Raw genomic sequence first — 24417 nt, 5'->3', positions numbered from 1 at the left:
AAATAAAAAATACTACCTCCAAATGGAAGGTAGTATTTTTTTATTAATCAGGAAAAACAATTAATCCCTCTTCTTTTTCCTCCTGTTTTAAATCTTCTTCTGGGAATGTTACAGTTGAATTTTTCTCCCCTGTTTTTTTTGTTTCTTCACCTGGAAATACGAAAGTTGAATTTTCTTTTCCTTCATTTTTTTCTACGTTATCTGGAAATACCATAGGATCATTGGTAGTTAAATCACTATGAAATCCAAGGTTAGACAAAATCGCTTTTAAATCTGGTAAAACCCCTATTTTATCAGATGATGGATTATTAGACTTTGTGCCTGTATTAGGATTACTTAAAATTGCTCTCAATTCTTTTGGTGTATATGCCTTACCTAAATGTTCTTTAGCAATCCCTTGAATTGATACAGCAGCCCCAGCGATTATAGGCGAAGCGCTAGAAGTACCACGGAAATTAGAAGTATAACGATTCATTATACTCTGATCTGTAACTTTTTGTCCTTTACTATTTTGATTTTGATATGTATCTAATGTGTCAACATACTCTCCCCAACCATATACATCAATTCTACTACCATAGTTAGAGAAACCTAAACGTTTATGAGGAACTCTTGCAGTAGATGCTCCAACTATAATAGCTCCTGAATCTTTAAAGTCTGGACTATTTCGATTTAAAATCTGTTTACCATTACGGTCTTTAAATTCATCTAAATCAATCCCACCATTACCAGCTGCTTCTACAATAATAATGCCTTTATCTGTACCTTTGCGAATTGCGTTAAATATACTCGGGTATACTTCTACTGGTAAAGGGTCATCTCCATATCCATCATATTTAAAGGATTCTTCTATTAATAAAACATCTCCAGCCTGTAAAGAATCTACGGCACTTAAAATAGCATCTCTTACATCGATTCTTCCATTATCTCGGATCACTGAAATTACTTTTGCCTTTGCTTTTGGTGCAATCCCAATGTTCCCAATCCGATTGTCAGCTGCAGAAACAACACCTAGAACTGAAGTACCATGAGAAAGATCATTACTCATTTTTCCAGACATAAATTCAATATTTTGACCGACTAAATCTTCATGATTTAATAACCAGCCTTCTTCCAAATCTACAAAAGTTGCTCCTTGACCATCTCCTCCTTTAATTCCCCAGGCATAAGGAGCATTAATTCCTAAAGGTGCCTCTTCAAGATATCCCTGTCTCGAAAATCTAGGTTCATCATAAGGATTGACTGATAATACAGGCAATCTCGAGCTAGTTGTTGTATTTATACTCTTATTAGAACGAACTAGTATTTTACTAGAATTGTCATTAGCAGCATATACTGTATTTGTTACAAATGTCGTACCTACCCCAGCAAAAGTTGTAATTGCAAGTGATGATATCAACATACCTTTAAAATTTTTCATCTTTCCACCTCTAGTTTTCTATTAGAATTAACATATTTAATAATGTGTATGAACCGAAAAGCTTTTTATCTTATTATAAAAATTAATAGATTTTTATAACTTTTTGATTTACATAAAAACTCCTTTCATTCTTGTAATTCAATGTGTATATTTCAAAATAACAAACTCACTGTAACTATTATAGTTACACCTTTATTGATTTTCAACTACGAAATATAAATTTTTAAAAATAAATTTATATTACTTTAAAACAGAGCTAACCTTTTACGCATATAAAAAAACAAAATATCTGTGCAAATTACAGCGGTGAATAAGTTTATAGACTGCAAAAAAACAAGAAAAAGCAAAACACTAAGTGCTTTGCTCCTTATAAAATTCCTTTTAACTTTTCACCAATTAACCTCGCTACATACTCATAGCCTTCTGGTCCAAAGTGTAATCCATCTTTTTCACCATTTTCTACAAATCTTTTATAATCCCGTTCTTGAATCATTTCAGCGAATACGTTTAGAAAATAACTTCCTGTTTCCCTCGCCACTTTCTCCACCACGTCTGCATACTGACCAAGCACTCTATTTGTTCTATTACGCTGTCTTTCTTCATCAACTGGTGCAGGACTAATCAGTAGTACTTTATCTGATGAAATATGGTTCACAATCTTCTCTAAGTTTTCTTTATATGCTTGTAATGACACTTGAGAAAAAGAAACTGCATCATTCGTACCAAGAAAAACTGTTACGAAATCTGGTTTATATGATATTACATCTTCTTCAATCCTATTTAACGCATCGAATGTATTATCCCCTGGAACACCTGCATTCACTACTTTCCACTTCGGAAACATCTCTTGCAAACGTGGTGTTAATCTCGGCATTCCATCAAAAAATGTTTCATCAGCTGTAATACTATCTCCAAAGCATACTAACGTTTTCATTAAGCTACTCTCCTTTTACGTATGAAACAACTTTCCTTCTATTGCTTTTATATATCTTTCAGCAGAACGTTCAACTGCCTCATCTGCATTTTCTTTTACTACTCGATGAAAAGCATTGTATAAACGATTAAACTGTAACGACTTCACTCGGTTCACCATTTCTTCCACTTTTCTCGCTGGTAATGGAATTAAGTTTGGATAGCTATACATAAAACTTACCCACCGCTCATCCGCTACAACTTGAATAATATCACCTGTTAACAAAATCCCTTTTCCATCATTACCTTCTTCCCAATGCAATACAGAACCACCACTAAAATGTCCTCCAAGACGATGTACAGTAATCCCATCCGCTAATTGTAAAGACTCACCAGACCAATAAATAATACGACTACTTGGGCGCATCACCCATTCTTTATCATCTTCGTGTATATAAATTGGTACATCAAATGTCTCTGCCCATTCTACTTGCGTTGAATAATAATGAGGATGAGACAATGCAATCGCATCTAATCCACCAAGCTCTTTTATTTTCGCAATTGTCGTTTCATCTAAATACGTAATACAGTCCCATAGTAAACGATATAACTCTGTTTTCACTATAAATGCCGTTTGACCGATCGCAAATCCTGGTTTTGTCGTAATACTATAAAGTCCATTTTCCTCTTCGATTATTACATTTTTATATGTATCATCTGTTTGCAAATTTTCTAAAGTCGTCCAAGACTGCCCTTTCGGATTCACATATTGCCTCTCTTCATCACAAATATGACAACTCACCGGTTCCTCTACACTCGCTGCATACTGCACACCGCACGTTGTACAAACGTAATTTTTCATCATAATTCCCCCTATCCCTATATTTTTATTAAACTGATTTTTGTTGATAATAATCTACTTTTTTATTTTCAATTAATAAACTTATAAAAGTAAGTAAATAAACAACTGTAACTGACAATGGAATTACAGTAAATCCTTTTTGGCTTCTGCAACATTCATCTCACTATCTCCCCCAAAATATTTGTACTATAAAGTCACCTCAACCTCGTCCATCCAATAACGCCAAGCTGCTAAATAATCTTCTAAATCTTTCGGGTGGTGCCGTAAACATGTATCTATACGCAAATATAATCCTATGACTATTTCTTCATATAAATCACGGTCTTTTTTATAAAATACACATTGTTTCATCGCATAACCAATCGTTTCTTTTGTTAAATCTTCCGGAGTTGAACAGAACGCATAAATTAAATCATATATAGGATCTCCTAACACTGGTAAAGGATCAATTACACCGTGCAGTTTATTCTCTTGAAATATAAAATTATGAAATCCAAGATCACCATGCAATAAAAATGGCTGATTTATTCCAGTCCCCCTACTTGGACTATTTGCTAACTTAAAAACCGTTCTATACTCTTCCTCACTTATGTAACGTCTTACATTTTCATGAGCTTCCATCACATTTGTCGTTAAAAATTCATTCCAAGATTGAACTGGGCTTTCTTTCCATCCCCAGCCATCAACCTCTGTAGCTACTTCATACTTATTGATAACTTCCTTTACAAGTTTACTAAGAACACTCCGTTTATGGCCTAGTTTGCAAGAAGTTGTGCCCTCAAGGAATGAGTAAACAATATAGCGATTTAAAGGTTCCTTATATAAAAGCTTTGGAAATAATTCGTCCTTTTTATAAAACTGAAGAAAATAAGCTTCTTCACGTATGACATCCGATTCATTCAACTTTATAACGTATTGTTCATCTAACAAATATATAGTACTTGTCGTTCCCCCGTTTAATGCTTTTACGCTATTTGGATAATGTGAAATAACTTTTTCCTTAACTAGTTGTGCAGTGATTATTGAAATGTCCATTCTCTCACCCTTCAACTCCGAATATTTCCTTAATTCAAAAGACAACTTTACTATCATTTGACAAACAAAAGTAAAATCCTTTCAATCGCCCTGATATAACAAACAACAATTTTATTTTATTACAATGACTTTCTTCAATATTCCATTTATGATAACGTGATTTTATCACTCTAAATGCTCTTCATATACTCTAATAATTTCTATTGCAGGGTCTCTGTCTTGTAATTTATGAGCCAAACTTTCTACACCAAACACTTCTGTAAACGTATGACTACCTACAATTAAATTAATTCCTTTAAATTTCGCATGTTGCACTGTATATAATGTTTTTTCACCTGTTATGTACGTGTCACATCCTTTTTCTAATGCACGTTCAATCAAATTTGTATTATTTCCTGCACCGGTTAAGATTGCAATCCGTTTTACTGGTTTATCGTGATTTCTCCAGCTCTTCACTTTCTCTTCCATTTTTTCTTCAAGTTTTCCAACTAAGTTTGAAAAAGGAATGGCTTCTTTATATTCTCCTATTCCTGGTAGTTCTTCTTCCTCATAGGTTGAATATTCCAGTATTGTATCTATCCTAATTTCGTTAAATAACGATGTACACGTGCCAAACTTTACAAAATCTAACGGCAAATGAATCCAAAAATGATTCATTTCATATTGCTTCAATTTCTCAATACAAGCCTCTTCCATACCAAATAAAAAACTCCACGGCGCATGATGTGTAACTATCATATCGACTCCATTTCGATACGCTTCTTCAATAGTTTCTAACGTTAAATTTGTTGTGTAACCGATTTTGTGAAATTCATCTTTACTTATATAAGTAAAACCATATTCATCATCGCCATATTTATGAAGATGCTCTCCAAATAGTGATGTTATATGTTCATTAAATTGCTTTATATTCATTTTTATTTCTCCTTTCATTTACTTTTATATTTCATAAATAAGGAAATACTAAATTACAACGTTACATACATATAGGAGGACAATATGAAACCTGAATTTTTAAAAGCTGTACATGATGCAATCGGAAATGTCGAACACATTCATATAGAGGAAAGCGGTGCTGACAGCTTACTTATTCATCATGATGATGCACAGCAGTTACAACAAGTTGCTAAGGCGTTAGAAAATAATAATTTCCGCTCCGCTTTAAGAACAACTGGAAATGCTTCGTACATTGAAGTATTGAACAGATAATGAAAGTCCGGATGTATTCCGGGCTTTCTTTTTATCCCGCTATTCACCGGGCAGTAAGACCCCCACTGATTAAAGTTTCACTTTATATTGAAACTTCAAACTCTTTCACATACACCGCTGTTCCAGCAATATCTATTTGTAACTTTTCGTTTTCTATCCCTTTCGTTACATAAACAGTTACACGACCATCTTTATTTATTTCCTGTCCTTGCTCAACGATTAAACTCAATTCATGTTCAAAACCTTTCTCTAAATACTCCGCATAATACGCTCCCATTACACCTGAAGCTGTTCCTGTCACTGGATCTTCAATCGTCCCAGCGTAAGCTGATGAAAAATGACGGCCGTGCATTTGTGCTATTTCATCATAAGTTTCTAGACAAATTGGGTGAATAGAAGCATTAGGTATTTCTTTTAATACTGATGGAAATGCAGCATTATTAGGTTTCATTCTCTCACATGCATTAAGATTTTTAATCGGTACAATTACAGTCCAATTACCAGTACTTCCATATACAATCGGTAAACTTACATCTAAATCATTTATTTCTAAACCGATACTATGAGCTAATTCTTCTGCTGAACCTGTAAATTCTTTAAACTGAGGTGCTGCCTGTCTCATTTTAATAAAGGTTTCTCCATTTTCATTTACACCTATTTGTATCGGTAAAATCCCAGCCTTCGTTTCAATCATAAGGTTACTTTTCTCTTCTAATAAACCTTTTTCGCGCAAGGCATATATCGTCCCTACTGTCCCATGACCACATAACTCCATTTCAAAACCAGGTGTAAAATAGCGCATTCTTATATCTCCTACTTCTGAGGAAAGAACAAAAGTTGTTTCGTTATATCCAACTTTTTCAGCAATAATTTGCATTTCCTCTTCCGTTAATCCATCTGCTTCTAATACAATACCTGCTGGATTTCCCTTATTTGGTTTATTCGTAAATGCGTCGTAATGAAATACGTTTATAGTCTTCATTTTCTTTTCCCCTTATTTGTCCATTTCTTTATTTTTATAATCAATAAGAAAATCGATCTAACCAACTTTCATAATCAGCTTTTTGAAATGGACGGATAATAAGTCTATCCGTCTCTACTTCTAATAACGATAGCTTCATTTAATTTCATCCCTCGAAATATTAATTGAATATTCTTTATTATCTTACACAAAATACAAAATCTAGTAAATCATTATGTTTTTGATACATAAAAACCCAGTCATGCTTTATACATAACTGGGTTCTCCATCGTTTCATAATTTTCTATTTCACAAGAACTGCATCTCGTAATTCCCTCTTCAACACTTTTCCTAAAGCGTTTTTCGGTAACTCATCTATGAATACTACTTCTGGTATTTTATAACTTGCTAACTTCTCCTTACAATACTGAATAATACTTTCTTCTGTTAATGTTGTTTCGCCATCCTTCACAATGTAAGCTCTTGGAACCTCTCCCCAAAAGTCATCTGGAACTCCAACTACTGCAACTTCTAAAACACCATGTATTTCATGAATAACATCTTCTACCTGATCTGGATATACGTTGTCACCACCGCGTATAATAACGTCTTTATATCTTCCCATAATATGCAGGAATCCATCATCATCTATCATGCCAGCATCGCCCATGTTAAACCAGCTATCTTTTACTACCTTCTTTGTCGCCTTTTCATTATTCCAATATCCTTTAAACATGTATGGACTTTTCACATGAATCTCTCCAACTTCATTTGTTGTTAGTTCATGTCCTGTTTCTGGGTGAACAATTTTCACCTCTACATTTTTCAAGGTCTTTCCTACAGAAGACATCTTTTCTTTTCCCATCATTGGATGCCATGAGGTTACAACCCAACCTTCTGTACTACCATAGCCTTGCACCATATATATGCCTTTTTCCATATATTTTTGAATGAGTGTTTCTGGCACTTTTGTACCACCGCTTTGTGCTACTTTAAAGGTTGAAATGTTACGTTCTTTTTTATTTAGTTCATCAAGCATGTAACTATAAACGGCTGGGAAAGCAAGCATCGTAGTAATTTTCTCTTCTTCAATCTTATCCCAAATAAGAGCAGGATTCGAATCAGCTAAGAAGATCATCGTAACGCCATGATAAATACAATTTAAAATAGAAAGCACGCCACTCATATGAAACAATGGATGCACAGATAAAAAGCGTTCACCTGCTGGGATTTCTCTTTGTCCCGCAATTTCAGCAAAATAATGATGTAAGTTTTTATGTCCAATTACACATGCTTTTGCCTGTCCAGTCGTTCCTGATGTAAACAAGTAAATGGCATCGTCTTCTTCATGAACTTCTACGTTCGGTTCTGTCGTTGGCTGTTTTTGCAACTCTAATTCAAATGAACCAAAGTCTTCTTTTGTTGTTTGAATTACATAAGGAATTTCTTTAACAGCATCAACCTTTAATAACACTTCATTAAATTCTTCATCAATAACTAACACTTTTAATTTCGCTTCTTTTACAATCGTTTCTAATTCATAAACAGTCAGCTGATGATTTAGCGGAATAAATACCGCTCCAATTTTTAAACTTGCCATCATAACGCTTGGAAATGGGTGATTATTTTTGCATAGTATTCCTATACGATCTCCTCTTTGCACACCATTATGTAACAAATAATGTGCAAACTGATTTACTCGTTCATTATATTGCTGAAACGAATATCTTTTCTTCCCCCCTACAAGCGCTTCCAAATTTGGTGATTGCATTGCTCTCTTTTGTAATAATTGTCGCATCGTTCTCAAGTAAAACTCCCCTTTATATATGTTAGGTTTTTTATTTTACCAGATTAACTATTAATTTACTAAAGATTACACTTAGTGAATATAAGAAGAATATAAAATATCCATTTACTTTACAAGTAAATGGATATTTCCCATTATATATTAGAATACTTCTTGTTCATCACATATTGCACATACTCAGGTGCACTTTTATCAATCTCTTCATCGCTTAGTTTATATTCTGCACCATATAAATAAAAGGAAGGTATAAATTCCATACCTGTGTATAAGCATGTAGCTTGGAATGGTTTCGTCAACTCATCCATTGTAATTCCACTATTTTCATAGTCTTTTTCTAATCCACCTATAGAAATAGCTACACCAAATTCTTTCCCCTTCACTTTATCTCCTTTAGATCCGTACGCAAATCCATATGTTAATACATCATCGAACCATTTTTTTAATAATGGTGGTGAGCTGTACCAGTAAAGCGGAAATTGAAATATATATCTGTCATGTTCTACTAATAACTTTTGCTCTTCTTCAATATTAAACTCCCAATTCGGTGCCACTTTATACAATTCATGCACCTTAATTTCATCCGAATATTTCTCAAGTTCTTCAATCCATCTTTTATTAATTTTTGATTTTTCAATATCAGGATGTGCTACAATTACAAGTGTTTTCATCTTTTTTCATCCCCTTTATAAATTATTCAACCCTTTACGTATTAGTATGAATGAGTCACATATAATTGAAAAGTACGTACTTTAAAGTGCTATAGGAACCTTAAAGTACCTGTGGAGGTGTTATATGAATCAAAATGATAATTGCCCAATTGCAACAACACTCGATGTAATCGGTGGAAAATGGAAAGTTCATATTTTATGTATTTTGTCAGATGGAAAAATGCGAACAAATGAAATTAAACGAGAAATCCCAAACATTACACAAAAGGTTCTTACACAACAACTTCGGCAACTTGAAGCTGATGGGATTATCTATCGTACCGTATATCAAGAAGTTCCACCAAAGGTTGAGTACACACTAAGTGAATACGGAAAATCTTTAATGCAAATAATGGATAATCTGTTTGAATGGGGAAAAGATCATCAGATTAAAAGATTACATGACTAAAAAAGCACTATATACTTTGTTTCATCCTCTACGTTCATATTTTTTATTTCTATAAAGTTTATTTTCATCATTTTTTAGCTAACTTGTTTTCTTAGATTGATGGACGTGACCCCACATCCATCAATCTAAAAAGATACAATTAGAAAAATGAGATTTCTATAAAGTTTCGCATATAAACACTACTTCCGCCTCATTAAACGCTCGCTCTACTTTTTCTAATCTCAATTGTACGTAAGCTATAAAGAAGCACCCCTAAACCGAGAATTTTTTCATTATTAGACGCATTAGAACCTAAGGTAATAGTAGGTACATTTAAACCCATGAACCTTTCACTCCATTCTATAGGCATATAAAAAGATACTCCTTAAAAATAAAAAACGCTATTCTCTCTGTAAAATCATAGAAAAGAATAGCGCTTTTTATTTTGAAATAGAAATCATCATTTAAACTAAACATGCTAATATTGATTTTGTGCGATTGTCAGTTACCTCATAATAAATTTCTAATCCTTTCCGAGTACCTGTAACCATTTTAGCAGCTTTTAGTTTAGATAAATGTTGACTAATTGTACTTTGAGGCATTTGTAAATCCCCATACATTGTTGTTACATTAGTAGGACCTTTTGCAAGCATTATTTTTACTAAAGATAGACGAACTGGATGCGCCAATACCTTTAACACCTCAGCGATTTCTTGAAACATTTCTTTTTTTTCTTTCATCTTATTTCTCCCCTTTTATATACATATTTATGTTATCCATATATATAATTCGAAGGTATATGCGTTTTTGTGTCCGTCATTTTAAAAAAATATAAAAAAACTTTAATCCGAAACTAAAGGATTAGCTTAACATAATGTCTCACCATTAATGATGAATAGGAATCTCATTATAGAAGCAGCAGTTTTTATACTACACCTCTACATTCAACTAACTAAAACCAATGAAAAAAAGAGCAGATAGTCTGCCCTTTTATGATGCCTCCTTATGTTCCGTGGAATGTTTAACACTCCCCAGTCTCTTTAATTTATTCCACCCTACCGCTACTCCTCGAATTGATGAGAATATAGATTTAATGACAACATAAGTCATAAATTGACGATAAATAAAGCGTTGTAAAATTAACCATGCTAGTGGTTTTGGGTTCTCTTCCTCTAATTTAAATGCGAATAGAGAAGCGAGAAGATCCATTAAAAAGAAAACAAGATAAAATCCTAAAACTTTTAGCGGATTACTACTAAATAGTCCTATAATCATTAATATATCTGCAAAAGGAGCAATGAATTGCAGCACATATTGGAATAACCACATATTAGGCAGTGCAATAAATCCTAATGTTTTATGCTTTGGATTACATAACGCTTTTCGATGTTTCCAAAGACATTGAAGTGTACCATATGACCAACGATACCGCTGTTTAATGAGACTTTTCACATCTTCAGGTGATTCCGTAAAAGCATGCGCTTTTTCTTCATATACAATTCTATGCCCTTGACGTAAAAATGTAATAGTAAGATCCGTATCTTCTGCTAACGTATCTTCGCTTAAATATCCAGATTCAACTACATTCTTTTTGCGCCACGCCCCAATAGCTCCTGGAACTACTGTAATACAATTTAACTCATCAAAAGCTCTACGTTCTAAATTAAACCCTGTAATGTACTCAACATGTTGCCAAGTAGTTAACAAATTCCGTCTATTCCCCACTTTGACATTACCTGAAACTGCAGCTACATTCTGATCTTCAAAGTGTCTAACCATTAGAGAAATGGCGTCTTGCGCAATAATAGTATCCGCATCTAAAGTGACAATGATTTCTCCTCGCGATTGTTGAAACCCTAGGTTCATTGCCGATGATTTCCCGCCGTTTTCTTTCTGAATGAGACGAACTTTAGGGTGTTTATAAAATGTTTCTTTCATTACTTTTGACGTACCATCTGTCGATCCGTCATCCACAACAATAACTTCAAATTCTCTATAATTACTATCCAAAATTGAGTGAATTGTCTTGGCTATCACCTTTTCTTCATTATATGCTGCTATGACAACACTAACAAAAGGTTGATAGGACGAATTAATATAGCGAGATAACGTTTTTCTTTTCTGCTTCCATGCAAAATAAATTAAGAATAAAAATCGAAAAATCCCTAATCCAATAGCAATATAAAAAATAGTTGTTAATATATGCTTAAAGTATCCTGCCCCTGAAAAGACAGCTTTATTGTAAAGTAAATATTGCTTCCCCTCAGAAGAAACAGGAGGCATAATTTCATCTCGTTCTTTATTCATTAAATCTGAAATTGTTACAAAACTATATCCATGCTTTTTTAGGTCTTTAATAATGATTGGGAGCGCCTCTACTGTATGTGTACGGTTCCCTCCCGCATCATGGAGAAGAATAATATTTCCCTCTCCCTTATAAATGGGATTAAGAGCACGCTTTACTAATTCATTTGTTGATGGTGTTGCCCAGTCTTCGGGATCAACTTTTTCCGCTACCATTGTATAGTTCATATTTTGTGCACGTAAAATAGGCAATATTTCATTTGATGAATCTGGGTTAGCATCCGCTTCATATGGTGGTCTAAATAAAACCGTAGAATGTCCAGTTACTTCCTGAATTAAACGTTGCGTCGTATTAAGTTCTACTTTCGTTCGTAGTAAAGACGTATCTGCTATGTTAGGATGCTTGAAAGTATGATTGCCAATTTCATGCCCTTCATCGTATATTCTTTTTACAATACTAGTATTTAGTTGCGCGTTTTCACCAAGTACAAAAAAAGCAGCTTTTATTTGATTCTCTTTTAATATATCTAATATTTCTGGCGTATATTTCGGGTCTGGTCCATCATCAAATGTTAATACTACTTGTTTCCCATTTGGTTTTCCATATCGTTGCACTTCATATGCAGATGGTAAGGATCTATATACTTCATCTGTAATATACTCATCTTTGCCTACTTTAAAATCTCTCAATCCATTTTTTCTTTCATTCTCAATCTGTAAAATTTCACCTTGTCCAGAATAATTCACTTCATCTAAACTACTGATTTTATGTAATACATTAGGATTTTTTTGTACCTCAATAGGATTTTTTAAAACTTTCCATATTGTAGGATCTTCTGCTCCTAATCTCCATAGCGCAAACCCCTTTGCATGATTGTCCATTGCGATTTTCACTTGATTATAAAGAGTAACACCGTCTAAGAACCAAGCAGTATGTTCTTTCTCTCCTGTTTTATATCTAAAATACGGATTTCCACTCATCTTATCCCATTGAATTTTTATATTTGAATCATGAGCCATTGCCATAACTTCTGAGAAAGTCATAGACTTTGCAGCTTCTTTACTATTTACTTCCCAATCATATCCATAGTTACCGAAAGCAACTATAAGTTTATTAGACGGAATATTCAGTTCTTTCAATGTATGTTGGAACCATTTATTTGAAGCAATTGGTCCTGGTTCCCCGGCTCCATAGTGCTCATCGTACATCATTACAATCATTCGATCTATTATTTTTGCTAACGCACTATAATCAAAAGCCTTATCATTAGCTGGAACATCTTGTGTAACGAGCAAATCATGTTCATGAAATTCCTTAGTAAGTTCTTTCATAAAATTTGTTAAGTTTTCTTTATCACTTTCAGGTACGGACTCAAAGTCAATATTAATACCTGAAAACTGACTCTTTTTAACTTCGCTTACTAAATTATTAATAAATTTCGTCTTCACATCATTCGGCGAATTCAGTAACTTATGGATAAGCTCACTATCAGGGCCAGAAGCTTTTTCTGTATAGTTAGTAAGTAACGGCATAATCTTCACATGATTTTTTTTTGCTAGTTTTACAATCTCAGGTTTTATCTCACTTCTAATCGTTAAATCTGCTTTTAAATGATACCACTCTGGTACTAACGTAGTTAATGAATCGATATTTTCTTTTAAAGAAGCGGTACTATTTTCATCCCAGTTTACATAAAAACCATACACTTCTTTAGGATGTTTACTATCCTTCAGCGGATTCACCAAATTTTTATTATCCTTCGTTTCGGTATTTGGGTTAAATTCTTCCTTCTTTAACTGCTGATCACTAAGTTTTTGATTAATTGGTACAAGTTTAGTATCTTGTTGTACAGCGGTATTCATATTTGGAATTTCTGGTGTTGAAAAAATACTTTGAAAGAAAAAATAAAATACAACACTTACACTAACTATTGAGATACATAGAAACCAAATAAAGGCTATGTTTCTCCTTCCTTTCTGATCATAAAAAACAGGTTTTTCTTTATCTTGTTGAATGTTTTTCTCCATTATATTTTTCACATACTCCTTCTTAATAGAACTATAGAATATTAAAGTGCAACTTTAATCAGTGGGGGTTTTGTTCACCCCCCACTAATCATCAGCCCTCACCAATCGGGCTGCCCAGCAAATAGCGGAATAAATCCTTTTAGCTTTGAAATGAATCTCTCACTTCCATATTCTATTGATTCTTCTTTTCATTCCCTTGCTGGTGGCCTCTATTTTCTTGTTGAGACCCCCTACCATTGTTCCCTTGCTCGTTTCCGTCATTTTCTTTCTGGGATCCTCTTCCATTGTTCCCTTGCTGATTCCCATTATTTCCTTGTTGAGGATTTCTTCCATTGTTCCCTTGCCCATTTCCATTATTCCCTTGTTGAGACCCTCTTCCATTGTTCCCTTGCTCGTTTTCGTTATTTCCCTGTTGAGATCCTCTTCCGTTGTTCCCTTGCTCGTTTCCGTTATTTCCCTGTTGAGATCCTCTTCCGTTGTTCCCTTGCCCATTTCCATTATTCCCTTGTTGAGATCCTCTTCCGTTGTTCCCTTGCCCATTTCCATTATTCCCTTGTTGAGATCCTCTTCCGTTATTCCCTTGCTGATTCCCATTATTTCCTTGTTGAGCTTCTCTACTGTTATTCTCCTGTTGATTCCCTCTATTTTCTTGCTGAGATCCTCTTCCATTGTTTTCTTTTATTTGCTTCGATGGCTGTTCCTCTGTTTTCTTTTGTTCTTTCTGCTCTTGCTTTTCATATTTTTTCTCTTTTACAGGAGACAAATCGAGTGTTGCATCAGGAGATGACTCCGGCTGTGATTGCACCTCTTCTTCGTTTTCCACCGGATTAGACGGGGTGACAGGAGGCGTAAGTGATTTGTTCTTCTCATTCTCTTGCTTTATATAGACACCTGTGCCAATTCCAGCTTTTCTAGCATTCTCTCGTATTTGCATTGTGCTACTTTGATATTCAACTGTAATATGTTTTAGCTCATATTCTTTCTTTAATTCTTTCATTGCCTTTTCCAAAAGTGGTTCTAGTGCCTTGTCCTTTGCAACAGCTGTTAGCATAACTTGCTTATCATTCGTTAAATACTTATCCTCTTGACTTTGATTTATAATAGTACGTATTACTTCTTGTAATTGTTTATTTTCCCATTGCTTCAATTCTTTTAAAATACGCCTTCCATCATCATTACAAGCCTGCAAATCTATAACACGAAAATCCTTCGTTACGCTCACCTCTAAACTTGGATTTATATCAACTGAGACGTAAGCAAATACTTTTTCTTCTGGTTGGTTGTAGAAAAACAAAACTGCAAATAGAAAACAAGCAACAAGTATTGATGCAGGCTTTAAAAAGAAAGGAATCGAAAAATGCGATGCTTTTTGTTCTTGCTCATCAAACGAGATTTCCTCCCCGATTATGCAAGAATCCCCTTTTCTTTTACACGTAATAAACTCTCCATTTGGTGTTAAAACAACTACGCTATGCTTTTTTATATCCATCACAATTCCTTTAGTCATCATGCTTTTCCCCTCTTATGTAATCCAGAATATATGTATAGTTGTTTGCAAAAATAATACACATTGCAATAATGTATTTTCTATGTCGTTCCAACGTTTTACGACTTACCCTAACACGCGGTTCAATCTGTTTAAGCGGTAACTTTTTCTTTCGGAACAGCTCTTCCATCATTTCCTCTTCTTTTATAATTATTTTCACAATTTCTATTAAGTGCTCACGTGTATCACGATGCTTAGGAGATTCTTTAGCAAGCTCTGAGAATGTGATTTTAAACTCAGCTAGCACACTTTGAAAATGAAGAATTTCCTCCTTACGGTTACTATTTTCCATCTCTTTCATATACTCCGTAAGCGACACTTGCATTTCTAACATTTCCTCTTGCTCATCTTCTTTTAAAAAGACAAAGTTATGTTTAGACTCCTTACGTATATAGTCAATTACATCTCTTTTTATAAGAAGATCAGCAAACGCTAAAAAGGATTTTCCTTTTGTATAGGAATACTGTTCAATTGCTTCGTTAAAAGCAAACAATCCAATGCTATATTCATCATCCTGTTCTGTAATATATCGACGGCAGACAGATGAGATTGATTTTCTAATAAAAGGCTGATACTGTACGATAAACGCTTCTTTGTCTTCTTCGTTGTTTTGTATGTTACATACGATATCTTCTATTTTCGGTTTTCTTAAGATCTTCATTACTAAACTCAACACTTGTAATCTCCCAGCCTCCTTCAAATAGCAAAATGGCCACTACACAAGTGACCATTTAACCAGATTTTCTTGGTACTTTTCTTCGGTCTTGTTTTCTTGCTGTTAGTTATATTTTTCGAGTCTAACTTTTCCCAACGTTTTCTTAATAATTTTCCTTTTCTCTCGGCACTAAAGTTAAGTTTGTATTTTTATCTACTTTCTTATTTTCTACCGTTCGTTTTGCTTATTCTTTTTCTATTTTATCTGCAATTCTTGAATAACTCTTCTCTATATAATTGGTAATTTCATCCTTCCATTTTGGATGCCACTTAATCTAGTAATTTTATTAATACTTCTATATTCTTTCATAGTCATTTTTCTTCTATTTATTTTTTTCACTATACATATTCGGAGGAGTACAAAGTTTTATGGGGGTCAAAAAATATTTTCATAAAAAAATACATATTTATTTCAAAAATAAAAACCATCAATTTGAAAAAGGGTAATCAAATTGATGGTTTTCTTATAATATCTATTAAATTAAGTTGGATTCTCATTATATCTAAAAAAGCACTAACTATTTTCTACCGGTTTTCTCCATTTTTATCTTTCTTGGTTATCATAATATGTCTTATCTGCGTATTTTCTATCATTTCCTTTTAGATAAGCTAAAATTACTTTTGGATTTTTAAGTAAAGTCCAGTCTCCATATGTATCAAATCTTCTGCATGAAGTTATCATTCCATTTTTAATAGTACCGAATTTCTTATTATTTTTCTTTCCCCATTCTTTTAACCGTTTAGCGAAATCTGCATCTTCTGCCATAAGCATGTTTTCATTAAATCCCTTAATTGCCATAAAGTCTTTTCTATAGCACCAAAAAATCCCTACAGATATAGCTCCGTACTTAAAAAGTAAGGGGATGATTATTAACATTGCGGAGAGAAATATTCCTAAAGATATTCTTTCAAACTTTCCATTTACCCCACCACCAATGTATTTACCTGAAGCTAAATATTTATCTACATTAGACAACATAGACTCTGTCATTATCGTATCAGCGTCTATAGTGACGATTATTTCTCCATTAGCTATTTTAGCCCCTGCATTTCGAATTTTAGATAAGTTTTTATCGTTATTTTTCAATGTAACACAATTATAAGATTTTGCTATTTCCTCTGTTTTATCTGTGCAACGATTTAAAACAACTATAACTTCCGTTTGCTCTTTATATGCCTCTGATGCCTTTGCAATTGAATCTAAACATTTTCTAATGTACTTTTCTTCATTGTGTGCAGGAATTATAATAGAAAACTTCACATCTTTTTTCAAATTGACTCCTGAAGATTCGTTTGTCTCAGTCATAATATGCCCCCCTTATTTTATAAGGTAAATATCTGTTATACATAACTTATATTAATATTTATTAGGTTATATTATAGAAACTGAAGGTAAAGAGGCTCTTACTGTCGACGTTCAAAAGCTAAACGTACTGCAAGACCTGTCAATACGCTTGCCATAAGCCAACGCTGCACTCGCAGCCACGTTGGACGTGTGCCAAACCATTTCGCAATTTTACTTGCTGTACATACAATTAGAAGGTTAACTATAAAGCTAACAGTGATTTGCGTAAGGCCCAAAACTGCACCTTGAAAAAGCAACGATCCCTTCTCTGGATCTTCAAATTGAGGTAAAAGTGATACATACAAAATAGCAATCTTTGGATTCAGAAGATTAGTCATGAGTCCCATTAAAAATAATTTCCGTGGTGGTTCATTAGAAATCGTACGAGGTTCCATAATAGATATAGCACCCGGTTTAATCGAATTCCAAGCTAGCCAGAGTAAGTAAGCAGCACCTGCCCACTTTACTGCCTCATATACAGCGGGAACCGCAAGGAATAGAACTGTAAGTCCAAACATAGTTGCGATTATATAGATTACAAATCCGAGCATGATGCCCAATAAAGAAATAAATCCCGCCATACGTCCCTGCGTAATGGAACGGGAAATGAGATAAATCATATTAGGCCCAGGTGAACAAACCATGCTAAGCGAAACAATTGCAAAAGCTATCAAGGTACTCAAGCTGACCATAAACCTTCCCCCTTTATGTTACATAAAATTTCCTATTATACATTTTATCATGATTGGGGAGAGAAAAAATTAATATAAACCGATGCAGCTAAGTAATATTATCGGATCGAATGTAGTGTAATCACATATTTCTCATTCTCTTAAGTAAGGACTAAAAATAACCTATCCATAGAGCTACTAAAACCACTACGAATAAAGCAAAGCAACATGTAATATTTCGAATCCACTTTTGTATATCACCAAAATACCTTTCTATAAATATAGCGTTGATAGTAAGCATAAGAAATAAAACAATGTAAGTAAAAGCACCCAATTTATCGTTAAACTTCTCATTTGTAAATGTACTTACATGAAGGAATAGAAAAACAAACGTTACTATGAATAGCTCAAATAGCCTTTTTTTATTCACCCCACCACCACCTTACAGTAATTCCCTTTCATTCCATTTTATCAGAACATACTGTGTAGCAGCACATGAATATTATATTCATGTTAAAAAGGCCAACAATCCAAGATTGTTAGCCTCTACTTCCCATATTCGTACCTTTTATCACTTTACTTCCTAACAACTGGAATCCATATTTCACCAAACACTAAGCCGTTTCTTTTCCCCATCTCAACCGTTGTATTTGGTCCACCAACATAAGCAAACTCATTTGCATCTGGTAAAGCTTGACCGAAGGCGATGCCAGTCAACTTATTACTTAACTCTTCAGCTGTTTTGTCTTCCCCTTTTACTACTAAGTATTCTCCCCTCGGAAACTGAATCACTCTAGATTCTTCTTCTATTTGTGCTTCTGTCATGACACCCGCATAATACATCATTTTGTTATTCACCGCTTCGCTCACAGAAAAAATGTATTCATTTGTCGCTAAAGCTTTTAAAGTGTCCAGCCTTCCATCTTCTTTAACAGCCGACCAAAAGTCTTCCTTTTCTTTATTTATTCCAGCAAAGTCTGTGTACTCACTCTTAATTTCAGTTCCAATACCTAACACAATAAAGCTATCTTTTTCTTCTATAGTATAATTTTTCATATACAAAACCTGCCTCTTTTTTTATTAATCAAACGATTTATCTTTTCATCTGATACGTTTATAATATCTTTAAACCATGTCAAAAAATGATACTGTTTAGGAGACCAAAATGAAAAAAGTTGAACGGATTAATACAATTATGCGGTATATCAACAACCGCTCTCACTTTACAATTTCTGAAATTATACAAGAATTTAACATCTCACGGTCGACAGCTATTAGAGACATTAGAGAAATTGAAGCTATGGGAATGCCACTGGTCGCTGAAGTTGGGAGAACGGGTGGATATTTTGTTATGCATAATTCTATCCTGCCCGTTGTTCGCTTTACTGATAATGAAGTGAAAGCTCTTTTTATTGCCTTTATGGCTACGAGGAATCAACAACTTCCCTACCTAAAGAGTCGTCAATCTTTAGCCGAAAAACTACTAGGACTCATCTCAGAAACCCAGCAAGATGATCTCGTTCTTTTAAATCAACTCTTGCTTTTCCAAGGGACTAACCCTCATAATCCCGATCTACTTGAGCTTTCTGATCTCCCCCATCCTATGTTAGAAAAACTCATTCAAATCCTTCTTTTGGATAACCATTTATTGATTACTATGAAAGAAGATGAAGAAATCAAGACTTATCCAATTTATCTATTGCACCTTTATCAAGAAAAAAGCCATTGGATCATTGAAGGGTTTGACTTAAAAAAAGAAAAGAAGATGATGTTTCCTGTCGATGATCTCATTAATATCGAACCATACACGACGAACAAAAGGCTAAATAAGAAAAAGATTTTAGAAAAACTAAGTAAGAAGGACGAAATAATCAACTTGGTACTTGAACTTGGACCAAAAGCAATTGCCCAGTTCAAAAAATACCATCCTTTAAAAATTTCAATATCTTATACTAATCCTTACCAATCTACAGCCATTTTAAAAACTTTTATCAATGTTAACAATCCCGATGAAGTGACGGAAATAATAAATTGGCTGCTTTTTCTAGGGAAGGATATTAAAATCAAAGAAATACCCGATGAAGTATTAGCAGATTTACAAAAACGAGTGTGCTTATACATTCCATAAGCAGTGAGCCTCAAATATTAAGCTTTATCACTGGATAATTATCCTATTTTTAAATACCATTTCATTTACTACAATGAGAGCATGATAAATAATAAAAGCACGGAAAATCTCCCGTGCTTTTCTAAATATATATTATTCCTGAAGGTTTCGTTTATCACGTTTCTTACCCTAACTGACGTTTAAATGCTTTACTGGCGAAAAAGTAAGAGATGACCATTATACCTACGCACCAAGCGAGCGCAATCCAAATATCGTTTCCAACAGTTCCTTCATATAAAAGAGCACGAATCGCATTCACGATTGAAGTTACAGGCTGATTCTCTGCAAACACACGAACAATTTTTGGCATCGTTTCGGTAGGCACAAAGGCCGAACTAATAAATGGAAGAAAAACTAGCGGGTACGAGTAAGCAGTCGCCCCTTCCATAGACCTCGCTTTCAATCCTGGAATGATAGCTAGCCATGTTAGCGCCAGCGTAAACATCCCAAGTATCCCAGCTACCGCGAGCCAATCTAGAATATTAGCACTGGAACGGAAACCCATTAAGAGTGCAACAAGAATAACCACCACGATAGTAAGTACATTAGCAACCAGAGAGGTTAGAACGTGAGCCCACAATATCGATGAGCGCTTAATAGGCATCGTAATGAAACGTGCCATCAGCCCACTCTTTACATCCGTAAAGAGTCGCACGGAAGTGTAAGCTACACCGGATGCGATAGCCATTAGCAAAATTCCCGGCAATAAATAATTAACGTAGTTTTCCGTTCCAGTTTTTATTGCGCCGCCAAACACGTAGACAAATAATAGCATCATCATAATCGGTGTAATCGCTACTGTAATAATTGTATCCGGACTGCGCATAATGTTACGCATTAAACGACCTAGTAATACACCTGTTTTACTTTTCATTTACATCTCCTCCTTTTTGCCAATGATCGCAAGGAATATTTCTTCCAATGTCGGTTGCTTCTCGATATACTCCACTTTTGCTGGCGGGAACATCTCTTTTAGTTCAGCAAGAGTACCTGTCGTAATAATTTTTCCGCCATGCAAAATAGCGATACGGTCTGCCAGTTGTTCTGCTTCCTCCAAGTACTGAGTCGTAAGCAAAATAGTTGTACCGCTACCAGCAAGTTCCTTGACTGTATCCCACACTTCGATTCGCGCTTCAGGATCAAGTCCAGTCGTTGGTTCGTCAAGAAAAATAACTGCTGGCGCCCCAATCAAACTCATCGCGATATCAAGCCGGCGCTTCATCCCGCCTGAATACTGATCTGCCCTTTGGTTTGCCGCATCAGTCAGGCTAAATCTTGCAAGTAGATTGTCAGCAACTTGAGCGGGATTGGAAACACCACGTAATTTGGCGATCATTATCAAGTTTTCCCTCCCAGTCAGCATACCGTCTAAAGCTGCGAACTGCCCTGTCAAACTGATACTTTGACGAACATGATCTGATTGACTCTGTACATCAAATCCACAAATACTTACTTCACCGCTATCTTGCTTCATTAGTGTCGAAAGGATGTTGACCGTTGTCGTCTTTCCCGCTCCATTTGAGCCTAGCAGCGCGAAAATTTCTCCACGCTGCACCTCAAAATCTACCCCTTTTAAAACTTCCTTGTCTTTAAAGGATTTTTTCAAGCCTTTTACAGAAATCGCTGCATGACTCATACTTTTTTCCTCCCTATAAAAATGTTTTGCGAAGACTATTTATTTATCTCTATCTATTTAGTATCACTGATATTCTGTATTACTTAGTACCGAGTTAAAAATATAACTGAATAGCTATGATGGCAATTCATATGTGTAACCAGCTAATCAGTCGGTACTACTTATTCCATTTATTTTTTTCTCAATTTCTTCATAATACTTTCATTCAAATCTTCACGATACTTGGAGACGTAAGTTTTAGCATTTGCCACTAGTTCGTCAGCAAAGGAAGCCACGTCATCCCCAGTAATGTCAAGCACTTGTCTTCCTTCTGCTGCACCAGCTTCAAACAAATCGATTAATTCATACTGTATGTGTAACATATCCATCCCGTTACCCGCTGAGAAATTCCACATGTAGTTTTGAATTTTCTTAAATACAAATTGGTAGTCCTCTGGCAGAGCCTCAACTCGTGCCATCATCATTTTGTACTCTTTTTTATCACCAATTAACTTTTTGAACATTTCTAACATCTTATTTTCCTCCTTTTTTATAAAACCGAACAAGAAATTCCCAAAGTATCGGCCGGAACGTTTTATCTTATGAACCTATTTTGACTTCAAGACGTTAATTTTTGACGATACAAAATCCCATTTTTTCCAAAACAATTCAAGCTCCTGGCGACCTTCTTCATTTAATGAATAAAACTTACGAGGCGGCCCCATATCTGATGGTTTCTTTTCAATATTCACAAGCTTTTTCTTCTCTAATCGTACGAGGATAGTATACACCGTACCTTCCACAACTTCGGTAAACCCAAGGTCATTCAGGTGGCGGGTAATCTCATAGCCATACGTTTCACGGCGACTAATGATTTCCAGTACACACCCTTCCAGTGAACCTTTCAACATTTCAGTTAAATTTTCCATATCCTGGTCCTCCTTTACCCCCTATTCTGTCTGACTTATATTCAGTATTACAGAGTACTAAGGCGAATTTTTTACTGAGTAGTTTTTTTGAATTCATACTATTCAGTATCACTTATTACATCCACATTGTATGACTAAGTAGCGATAGATGTCAACTGATTTTCAAATTTTTTCTAAAATCCGCTATTACCTATTGTCTACTGAAAATATTTTGAGAAACAACACTACTCAGTATTGCTTATTACAAGTACATTGTATGACTAAGTAGAGATGGATGTCAACTCGATTTTTATATTTTTCTAAAATCAACTATTACCTATTCGATACAGCCTATTTTCTTTTTTATTTTGCCCCATACCTATCCCACTAAGAAAAGAAAATACCCCAAAACAAAAATTCTACATTTTTATTTTGGGGCGCTATACTATACCAAAGTTAATGAATATGGCTAGCTCTTCTTATTAATAAGACAGATCATTTTTTGTTACGATAACATCATAGCCATGTCTTCTGCTGCATTTGTAATTAGTTTTAAACCAAATGTTTCTTGTAATACATCAAGCACGCCAGGTGAAATAAATTCAGGGGCCTTTGGACCGATGCGAATATCTTGAATCCCAAGACTAAATAGCCCTAGTAAAATGGCAACCGCTTTTTGTTCAAACCATGATAGTACAATACTTACTGGCAATTCATTCACTTCACATTGAAAAGCATCAGCTAAAGCAGCCGCTATTTTCACTGTAGAAATTGAATTATTACACTGTCCTAAATCAATGTAACGCGGAATTTCCGTACCAGGTACAACACCGTAATCCACATCATTAAAGCGGAATTTCCCGCAAGAAGTTGTTAAAATAACCGTTTCTGGCGGAAGTGACGTTGCTAATTCACGATAATATTCTCCGCCTTTTCCCGGTGCATCACAACCGGCGATAACAAAGAAACGCTTTATCTTCCCCTCTTTTACTGCATCAATAATTTCTGGAGCTAATGATAATACTGTATTATGATGAAACCCTGTCACTAACTGTTCATCCGACTCCATATGTACTTCTGGAAGTTCTAGTGCTTTTTGAATCAATGATGTAAAATCATCATTTTCAATTTTTTGTACACCTTCTAAACCTGCAATTTCATATGAAAAGAATCGATCAGAGTACGAGCCTTTAATTGGCATAACACAGTTCGTTGTAGCTAATATGGCACCAGTAAATTTTTCAAAAAGGCGTCTTTGATCATACCATGCCTTACCGATGTTTCCTTTTAAATGTTTATATTTTTTCAGCTGCGGATATCCGTGTGCTGGTAGCATTTCAGAATGCGTATAAATATTAATGTCTTTTCCTTCTGTTTGCTTTAATAGTTCTTCTAATGCAAATAAATTATGGCCCGTAACTACAATTGCTTTACCTTCTACACGATTTTGTGTAATTTGTACAGGCTCTGGCACACCAAAATGATTCGTATGTGCCTCATCCAATAACTCCATCACCCGTAAAGCTGATTTCCCAACTTTCATAGCCATATCAATATGCTCTTGTTCGTTAAAGTTAGAATTTGTTAATGTCATATATAAAGCTTCTTGTGTTGTAGCATCTACAAATGCATCCGTATACCCTAGCTGAGCAGCATGTGTGCGATAAGCTGCAATTCCTTTTAGCCCAAACACAATCGTATCTTGTAAACTCGCAATCGTTTCATTCTTGCCACAAACACCCATTACTTTACATCCGCCTGTTGGCGTTTGTTCACATTGATAACAAAACATATCATCCCACCCTCTCCCAATCATTC

Annotated in this window: 25 protein-coding genes and 2 pseudogenes; 3 read left to right on the top strand and 24 right to left on the bottom strand. The window is 34.7% G+C overall.

Going from position 1 to position 24417, the window contains the following annotated elements; translation table 11 throughout:
• Window positions 1-43: 43 nt before the first annotated feature.
• The 6 genes and pseudogenes from HMPREF1014_RS07845 to HMPREF1014_RS07825 all read right to left on the bottom strand — a co-directional run bounded on the left by HMPREF1014_RS07845 (window position 44) and on the right by HMPREF1014_RS07825 (window position 5144).
• The gene (locus HMPREF1014_RS07845) at window positions 44-1420 is read right to left on the bottom strand and encodes a S8 family peptidase (RefSeq protein ID WP_009326666.1); all 1377 of its coding nucleotides are present in this window, start codon (window positions 1418-1420) and stop codon (window positions 44-46) included.
• Window positions 1421-1787: 367 nt separating this feature from the next.
• On the bottom strand, window positions 1788-2354 hold the full coding sequence (locus HMPREF1014_RS07840) for an SGNH/GDSL hydrolase family protein (RefSeq protein WP_000855202.1): 567 nt from the start codon (window positions 2352-2354) through the stop codon (window positions 1788-1790).
• Window positions 2355-2369: 15 nt separating this feature from the next.
• Window positions 2370-3197 carry an MBL fold metallo-hydrolase gene (locus HMPREF1014_RS07835; RefSeq protein ID WP_084796631.1) on the bottom strand — a complete coding sequence of 276 codons (828 nt, stop codon included), beginning with the start codon at window positions 3195-3197 and terminating at the stop codon, window positions 2370-2372.
• A gap of 25 nt (window positions 3198-3222) precedes the next feature.
• Window positions 3223-3339: pseudogene (locus tag HMPREF1014_RS32560) on the bottom strand (DUF7010 family protein); the annotation flags it as partial.
• 41 nt (window positions 3340-3380) lie between these two features.
• Entirely contained in the window at window positions 3381-4229 is an 849-nt protein-coding gene (locus HMPREF1014_RS07830; RefSeq protein ID WP_000355252.1) for an aminoglycoside phosphotransferase family protein, read from the bottom strand.
• A 165-nt stretch (window positions 4230-4394) separates the two neighbouring features.
• Window positions 4395-5144 carry a Nif3-like dinuclear metal center hexameric protein gene (locus HMPREF1014_RS07825; protein WP_001022449.1) on the bottom strand — a complete coding sequence of 250 codons (750 nt, stop codon included), beginning with the start codon at window positions 5142-5144 and terminating at the stop codon, window positions 4395-4397.
• 84 nt (window positions 5145-5228) lie between these two features.
• On the opposite strand from HMPREF1014_RS07825, the gene HMPREF1014_RS07820 reads away from it, so the two are divergent.
• Complete coding sequence (locus HMPREF1014_RS07820; protein WP_000801651.1) at window positions 5229-5438, top strand: hypothetical protein; 210 nt, start codon at window positions 5229-5231, stop codon at window positions 5436-5438.
• A gap of 82 nt (window positions 5439-5520) precedes the next feature.
• Here HMPREF1014_RS07820 and HMPREF1014_RS07815 read toward each other — a convergent pair whose 3' ends face one another.
• The 4 genes and pseudogenes from HMPREF1014_RS07815 to HMPREF1014_RS07805 form a co-directional block, all read right to left on the bottom strand.
• Window positions 5521-6420 (bottom strand): PhzF family phenazine biosynthesis isomerase, encoded by a 900-nt coding sequence (locus HMPREF1014_RS07815; protein WP_000849328.1) that lies wholly within the window; start codon window positions 6418-6420, stop codon window positions 5521-5523.
• Window positions 6421-6466: 46 nt separating this feature from the next.
• A pseudogene (locus HMPREF1014_RS31850) lies at window positions 6467-6559 on the bottom strand (GNAT family N-acetyltransferase); the annotation flags it as partial.
• 144 nt (window positions 6560-6703) lie between these two features.
• Complete coding sequence (locus tag HMPREF1014_RS07810) at window positions 6704-8197, bottom strand: class I adenylate-forming enzyme family protein (RefSeq protein ID WP_074626312.1); 1494 nt, start codon at window positions 8195-8197, stop codon at window positions 6704-6706.
• Between the two features lie 143 nt (window positions 8198-8340).
• Window positions 8341-8874, bottom strand: coding sequence for an NAD(P)H-dependent oxidoreductase (locus HMPREF1014_RS07805; RefSeq protein WP_000855227.1), 534 nt, complete (start codon window positions 8872-8874; stop codon window positions 8341-8343).
• A gap of 124 nt (window positions 8875-8998) precedes the next feature.
• On the opposite strand from HMPREF1014_RS07805, the gene HMPREF1014_RS07800 reads away from it, so the two are divergent.
• Entirely contained in the window at window positions 8999-9322 is a 324-nt protein-coding gene (locus HMPREF1014_RS07800) for a winged helix-turn-helix transcriptional regulator (protein ID WP_001072981.1), read from the top strand.
• Window positions 9323-9515: 193 nt separating this feature from the next.
• On the opposite strand, the gene HMPREF1014_RS31505 is transcribed toward HMPREF1014_RS07800, so the two are convergent.
• From HMPREF1014_RS31505 to HMPREF1014_RS07755, 9 genes are all read right to left on the bottom strand, one after another.
• Window positions 9516-9671, bottom strand: coding sequence for a hypothetical protein (locus HMPREF1014_RS31505; RefSeq protein WP_001121202.1), 156 nt, complete (start codon window positions 9669-9671; stop codon window positions 9516-9518).
• Between the two features lie 94 nt (window positions 9672-9765).
• The gene (locus HMPREF1014_RS07790; protein ID WP_000660066.1) at window positions 9766-10041 is read right to left on the bottom strand and encodes an ArsR/SmtB family transcription factor; all 276 of its coding nucleotides are present in this window, start codon (window positions 10039-10041) and stop codon (window positions 9766-9768) included.
• Between the two features lie 250 nt (window positions 10042-10291).
• The gene (locus HMPREF1014_RS07785) at window positions 10292-13633 is read right to left on the bottom strand and encodes a trifunctional glycoside hydrolase family 18/polysaccharide deacetylase/glycosyltransferase family 2 protein (protein ID WP_000414276.1); all 3342 of its coding nucleotides are present in this window, start codon (window positions 13631-13633) and stop codon (window positions 10292-10294) included.
• A gap of 172 nt (window positions 13634-13805) precedes the next feature.
• A complete protein-coding gene (locus tag HMPREF1014_RS07780; protein ID WP_009326664.1) occupies window positions 13806-15143 on the bottom strand; it encodes an anti-sigma factor domain-containing protein in 1338 nt (445 codons plus the stop codon).
• Complete coding sequence (gene sigI / locus HMPREF1014_RS07775) at window positions 15133-15855, bottom strand: RNA polymerase sigma factor SigI (protein WP_009326663.1); 723 nt, start codon at window positions 15853-15855, stop codon at window positions 15133-15135. Before sigI ends, HMPREF1014_RS07780 begins: the two co-directional genes overlap by 11 nt.
• Before the next feature lie 582 nt (window positions 15856-16437).
• Window positions 16438-17199 carry a glycosyltransferase family 2 protein gene (locus HMPREF1014_RS07770; protein ID WP_000141005.1) on the bottom strand — a complete coding sequence of 254 codons (762 nt, stop codon included), beginning with the start codon at window positions 17197-17199 and terminating at the stop codon, window positions 16438-16440.
• Window positions 17200-17297: 98 nt separating this feature from the next.
• Window positions 17298-17930, bottom strand: a complete 633-nt coding sequence (locus HMPREF1014_RS07765; RefSeq protein ID WP_000254104.1) for a LysE family translocator — start codon at window positions 17928-17930, stop codon at window positions 17298-17300.
• Between the two features lie 151 nt (window positions 17931-18081).
• Entirely contained in the window at window positions 18082-18339 is a 258-nt protein-coding gene (locus HMPREF1014_RS07760; protein WP_001036206.1) for a DUF3963 domain-containing protein, read from the bottom strand.
• Window positions 18340-18485: 146 nt separating this feature from the next.
• Window positions 18486-18965: a GyrI-like domain-containing protein gene (locus tag HMPREF1014_RS07755; RefSeq protein WP_000801037.1), complete on the bottom strand. Its 480-nt coding sequence runs from the start codon at window positions 18963-18965 to the stop codon at window positions 18486-18488.
• Between the two features lie 109 nt (window positions 18966-19074).
• On the opposite strand from HMPREF1014_RS07755, the gene HMPREF1014_RS07750 reads away from it, so the two are divergent.
• Window positions 19075-20037, top strand: coding sequence for a helix-turn-helix transcriptional regulator (locus HMPREF1014_RS07750; RefSeq protein ID WP_000755022.1), 963 nt, complete (start codon window positions 19075-19077; stop codon window positions 20035-20037).
• 163 nt (window positions 20038-20200) lie between these two features.
• Here HMPREF1014_RS07750 and HMPREF1014_RS07745 read toward each other — a convergent pair whose 3' ends face one another.
• The 5 genes from HMPREF1014_RS07745 to hcp form a co-directional block, all read right to left on the bottom strand.
• A complete protein-coding gene (locus HMPREF1014_RS07745; protein WP_000837818.1) occupies window positions 20201-20950 on the bottom strand; it encodes an ABC transporter permease in 750 nt (249 codons plus the stop codon).
• Complete coding sequence (locus tag HMPREF1014_RS07740) at window positions 20951-21712, bottom strand: ABC transporter ATP-binding protein (RefSeq protein ID WP_000017473.1); 762 nt, start codon at window positions 21710-21712, stop codon at window positions 20951-20953.
• A gap of 170 nt (window positions 21713-21882) precedes the next feature.
• Window positions 21883-22224, bottom strand: coding sequence for a DUF1048 domain-containing protein (locus HMPREF1014_RS07735; RefSeq protein ID WP_000891986.1), 342 nt, complete (start codon window positions 22222-22224; stop codon window positions 21883-21885).
• Between the two features lie 75 nt (window positions 22225-22299).
• Entirely contained in the window at window positions 22300-22620 is a 321-nt protein-coding gene (locus HMPREF1014_RS07730) for a PadR family transcriptional regulator (RefSeq protein ID WP_000429488.1), read from the bottom strand.
• Between the two features lie 484 nt (window positions 22621-23104).
• The gene (hcp, locus tag HMPREF1014_RS07725) at window positions 23105-24391 is read right to left on the bottom strand and encodes a hydroxylamine reductase (RefSeq protein ID WP_002098191.1); all 1287 of its coding nucleotides are present in this window, start codon (window positions 24389-24391) and stop codon (window positions 23105-23107) included.
• Window positions 24392-24417 lie beyond the last annotated feature (26 nt).

The sequence above is a fragment of the Bacillus sp. 7_6_55CFAA_CT2 genome (genome assembly GCF_000238655.1).
GTDB classification, from domain to species: domain Bacteria; phylum Bacillota; class Bacilli; order Bacillales; family Bacillaceae_G; genus Bacillus_A; species Bacillus_A cereus.
This window is presented reverse-complemented; position numbering and strand designations above follow the sequence as displayed.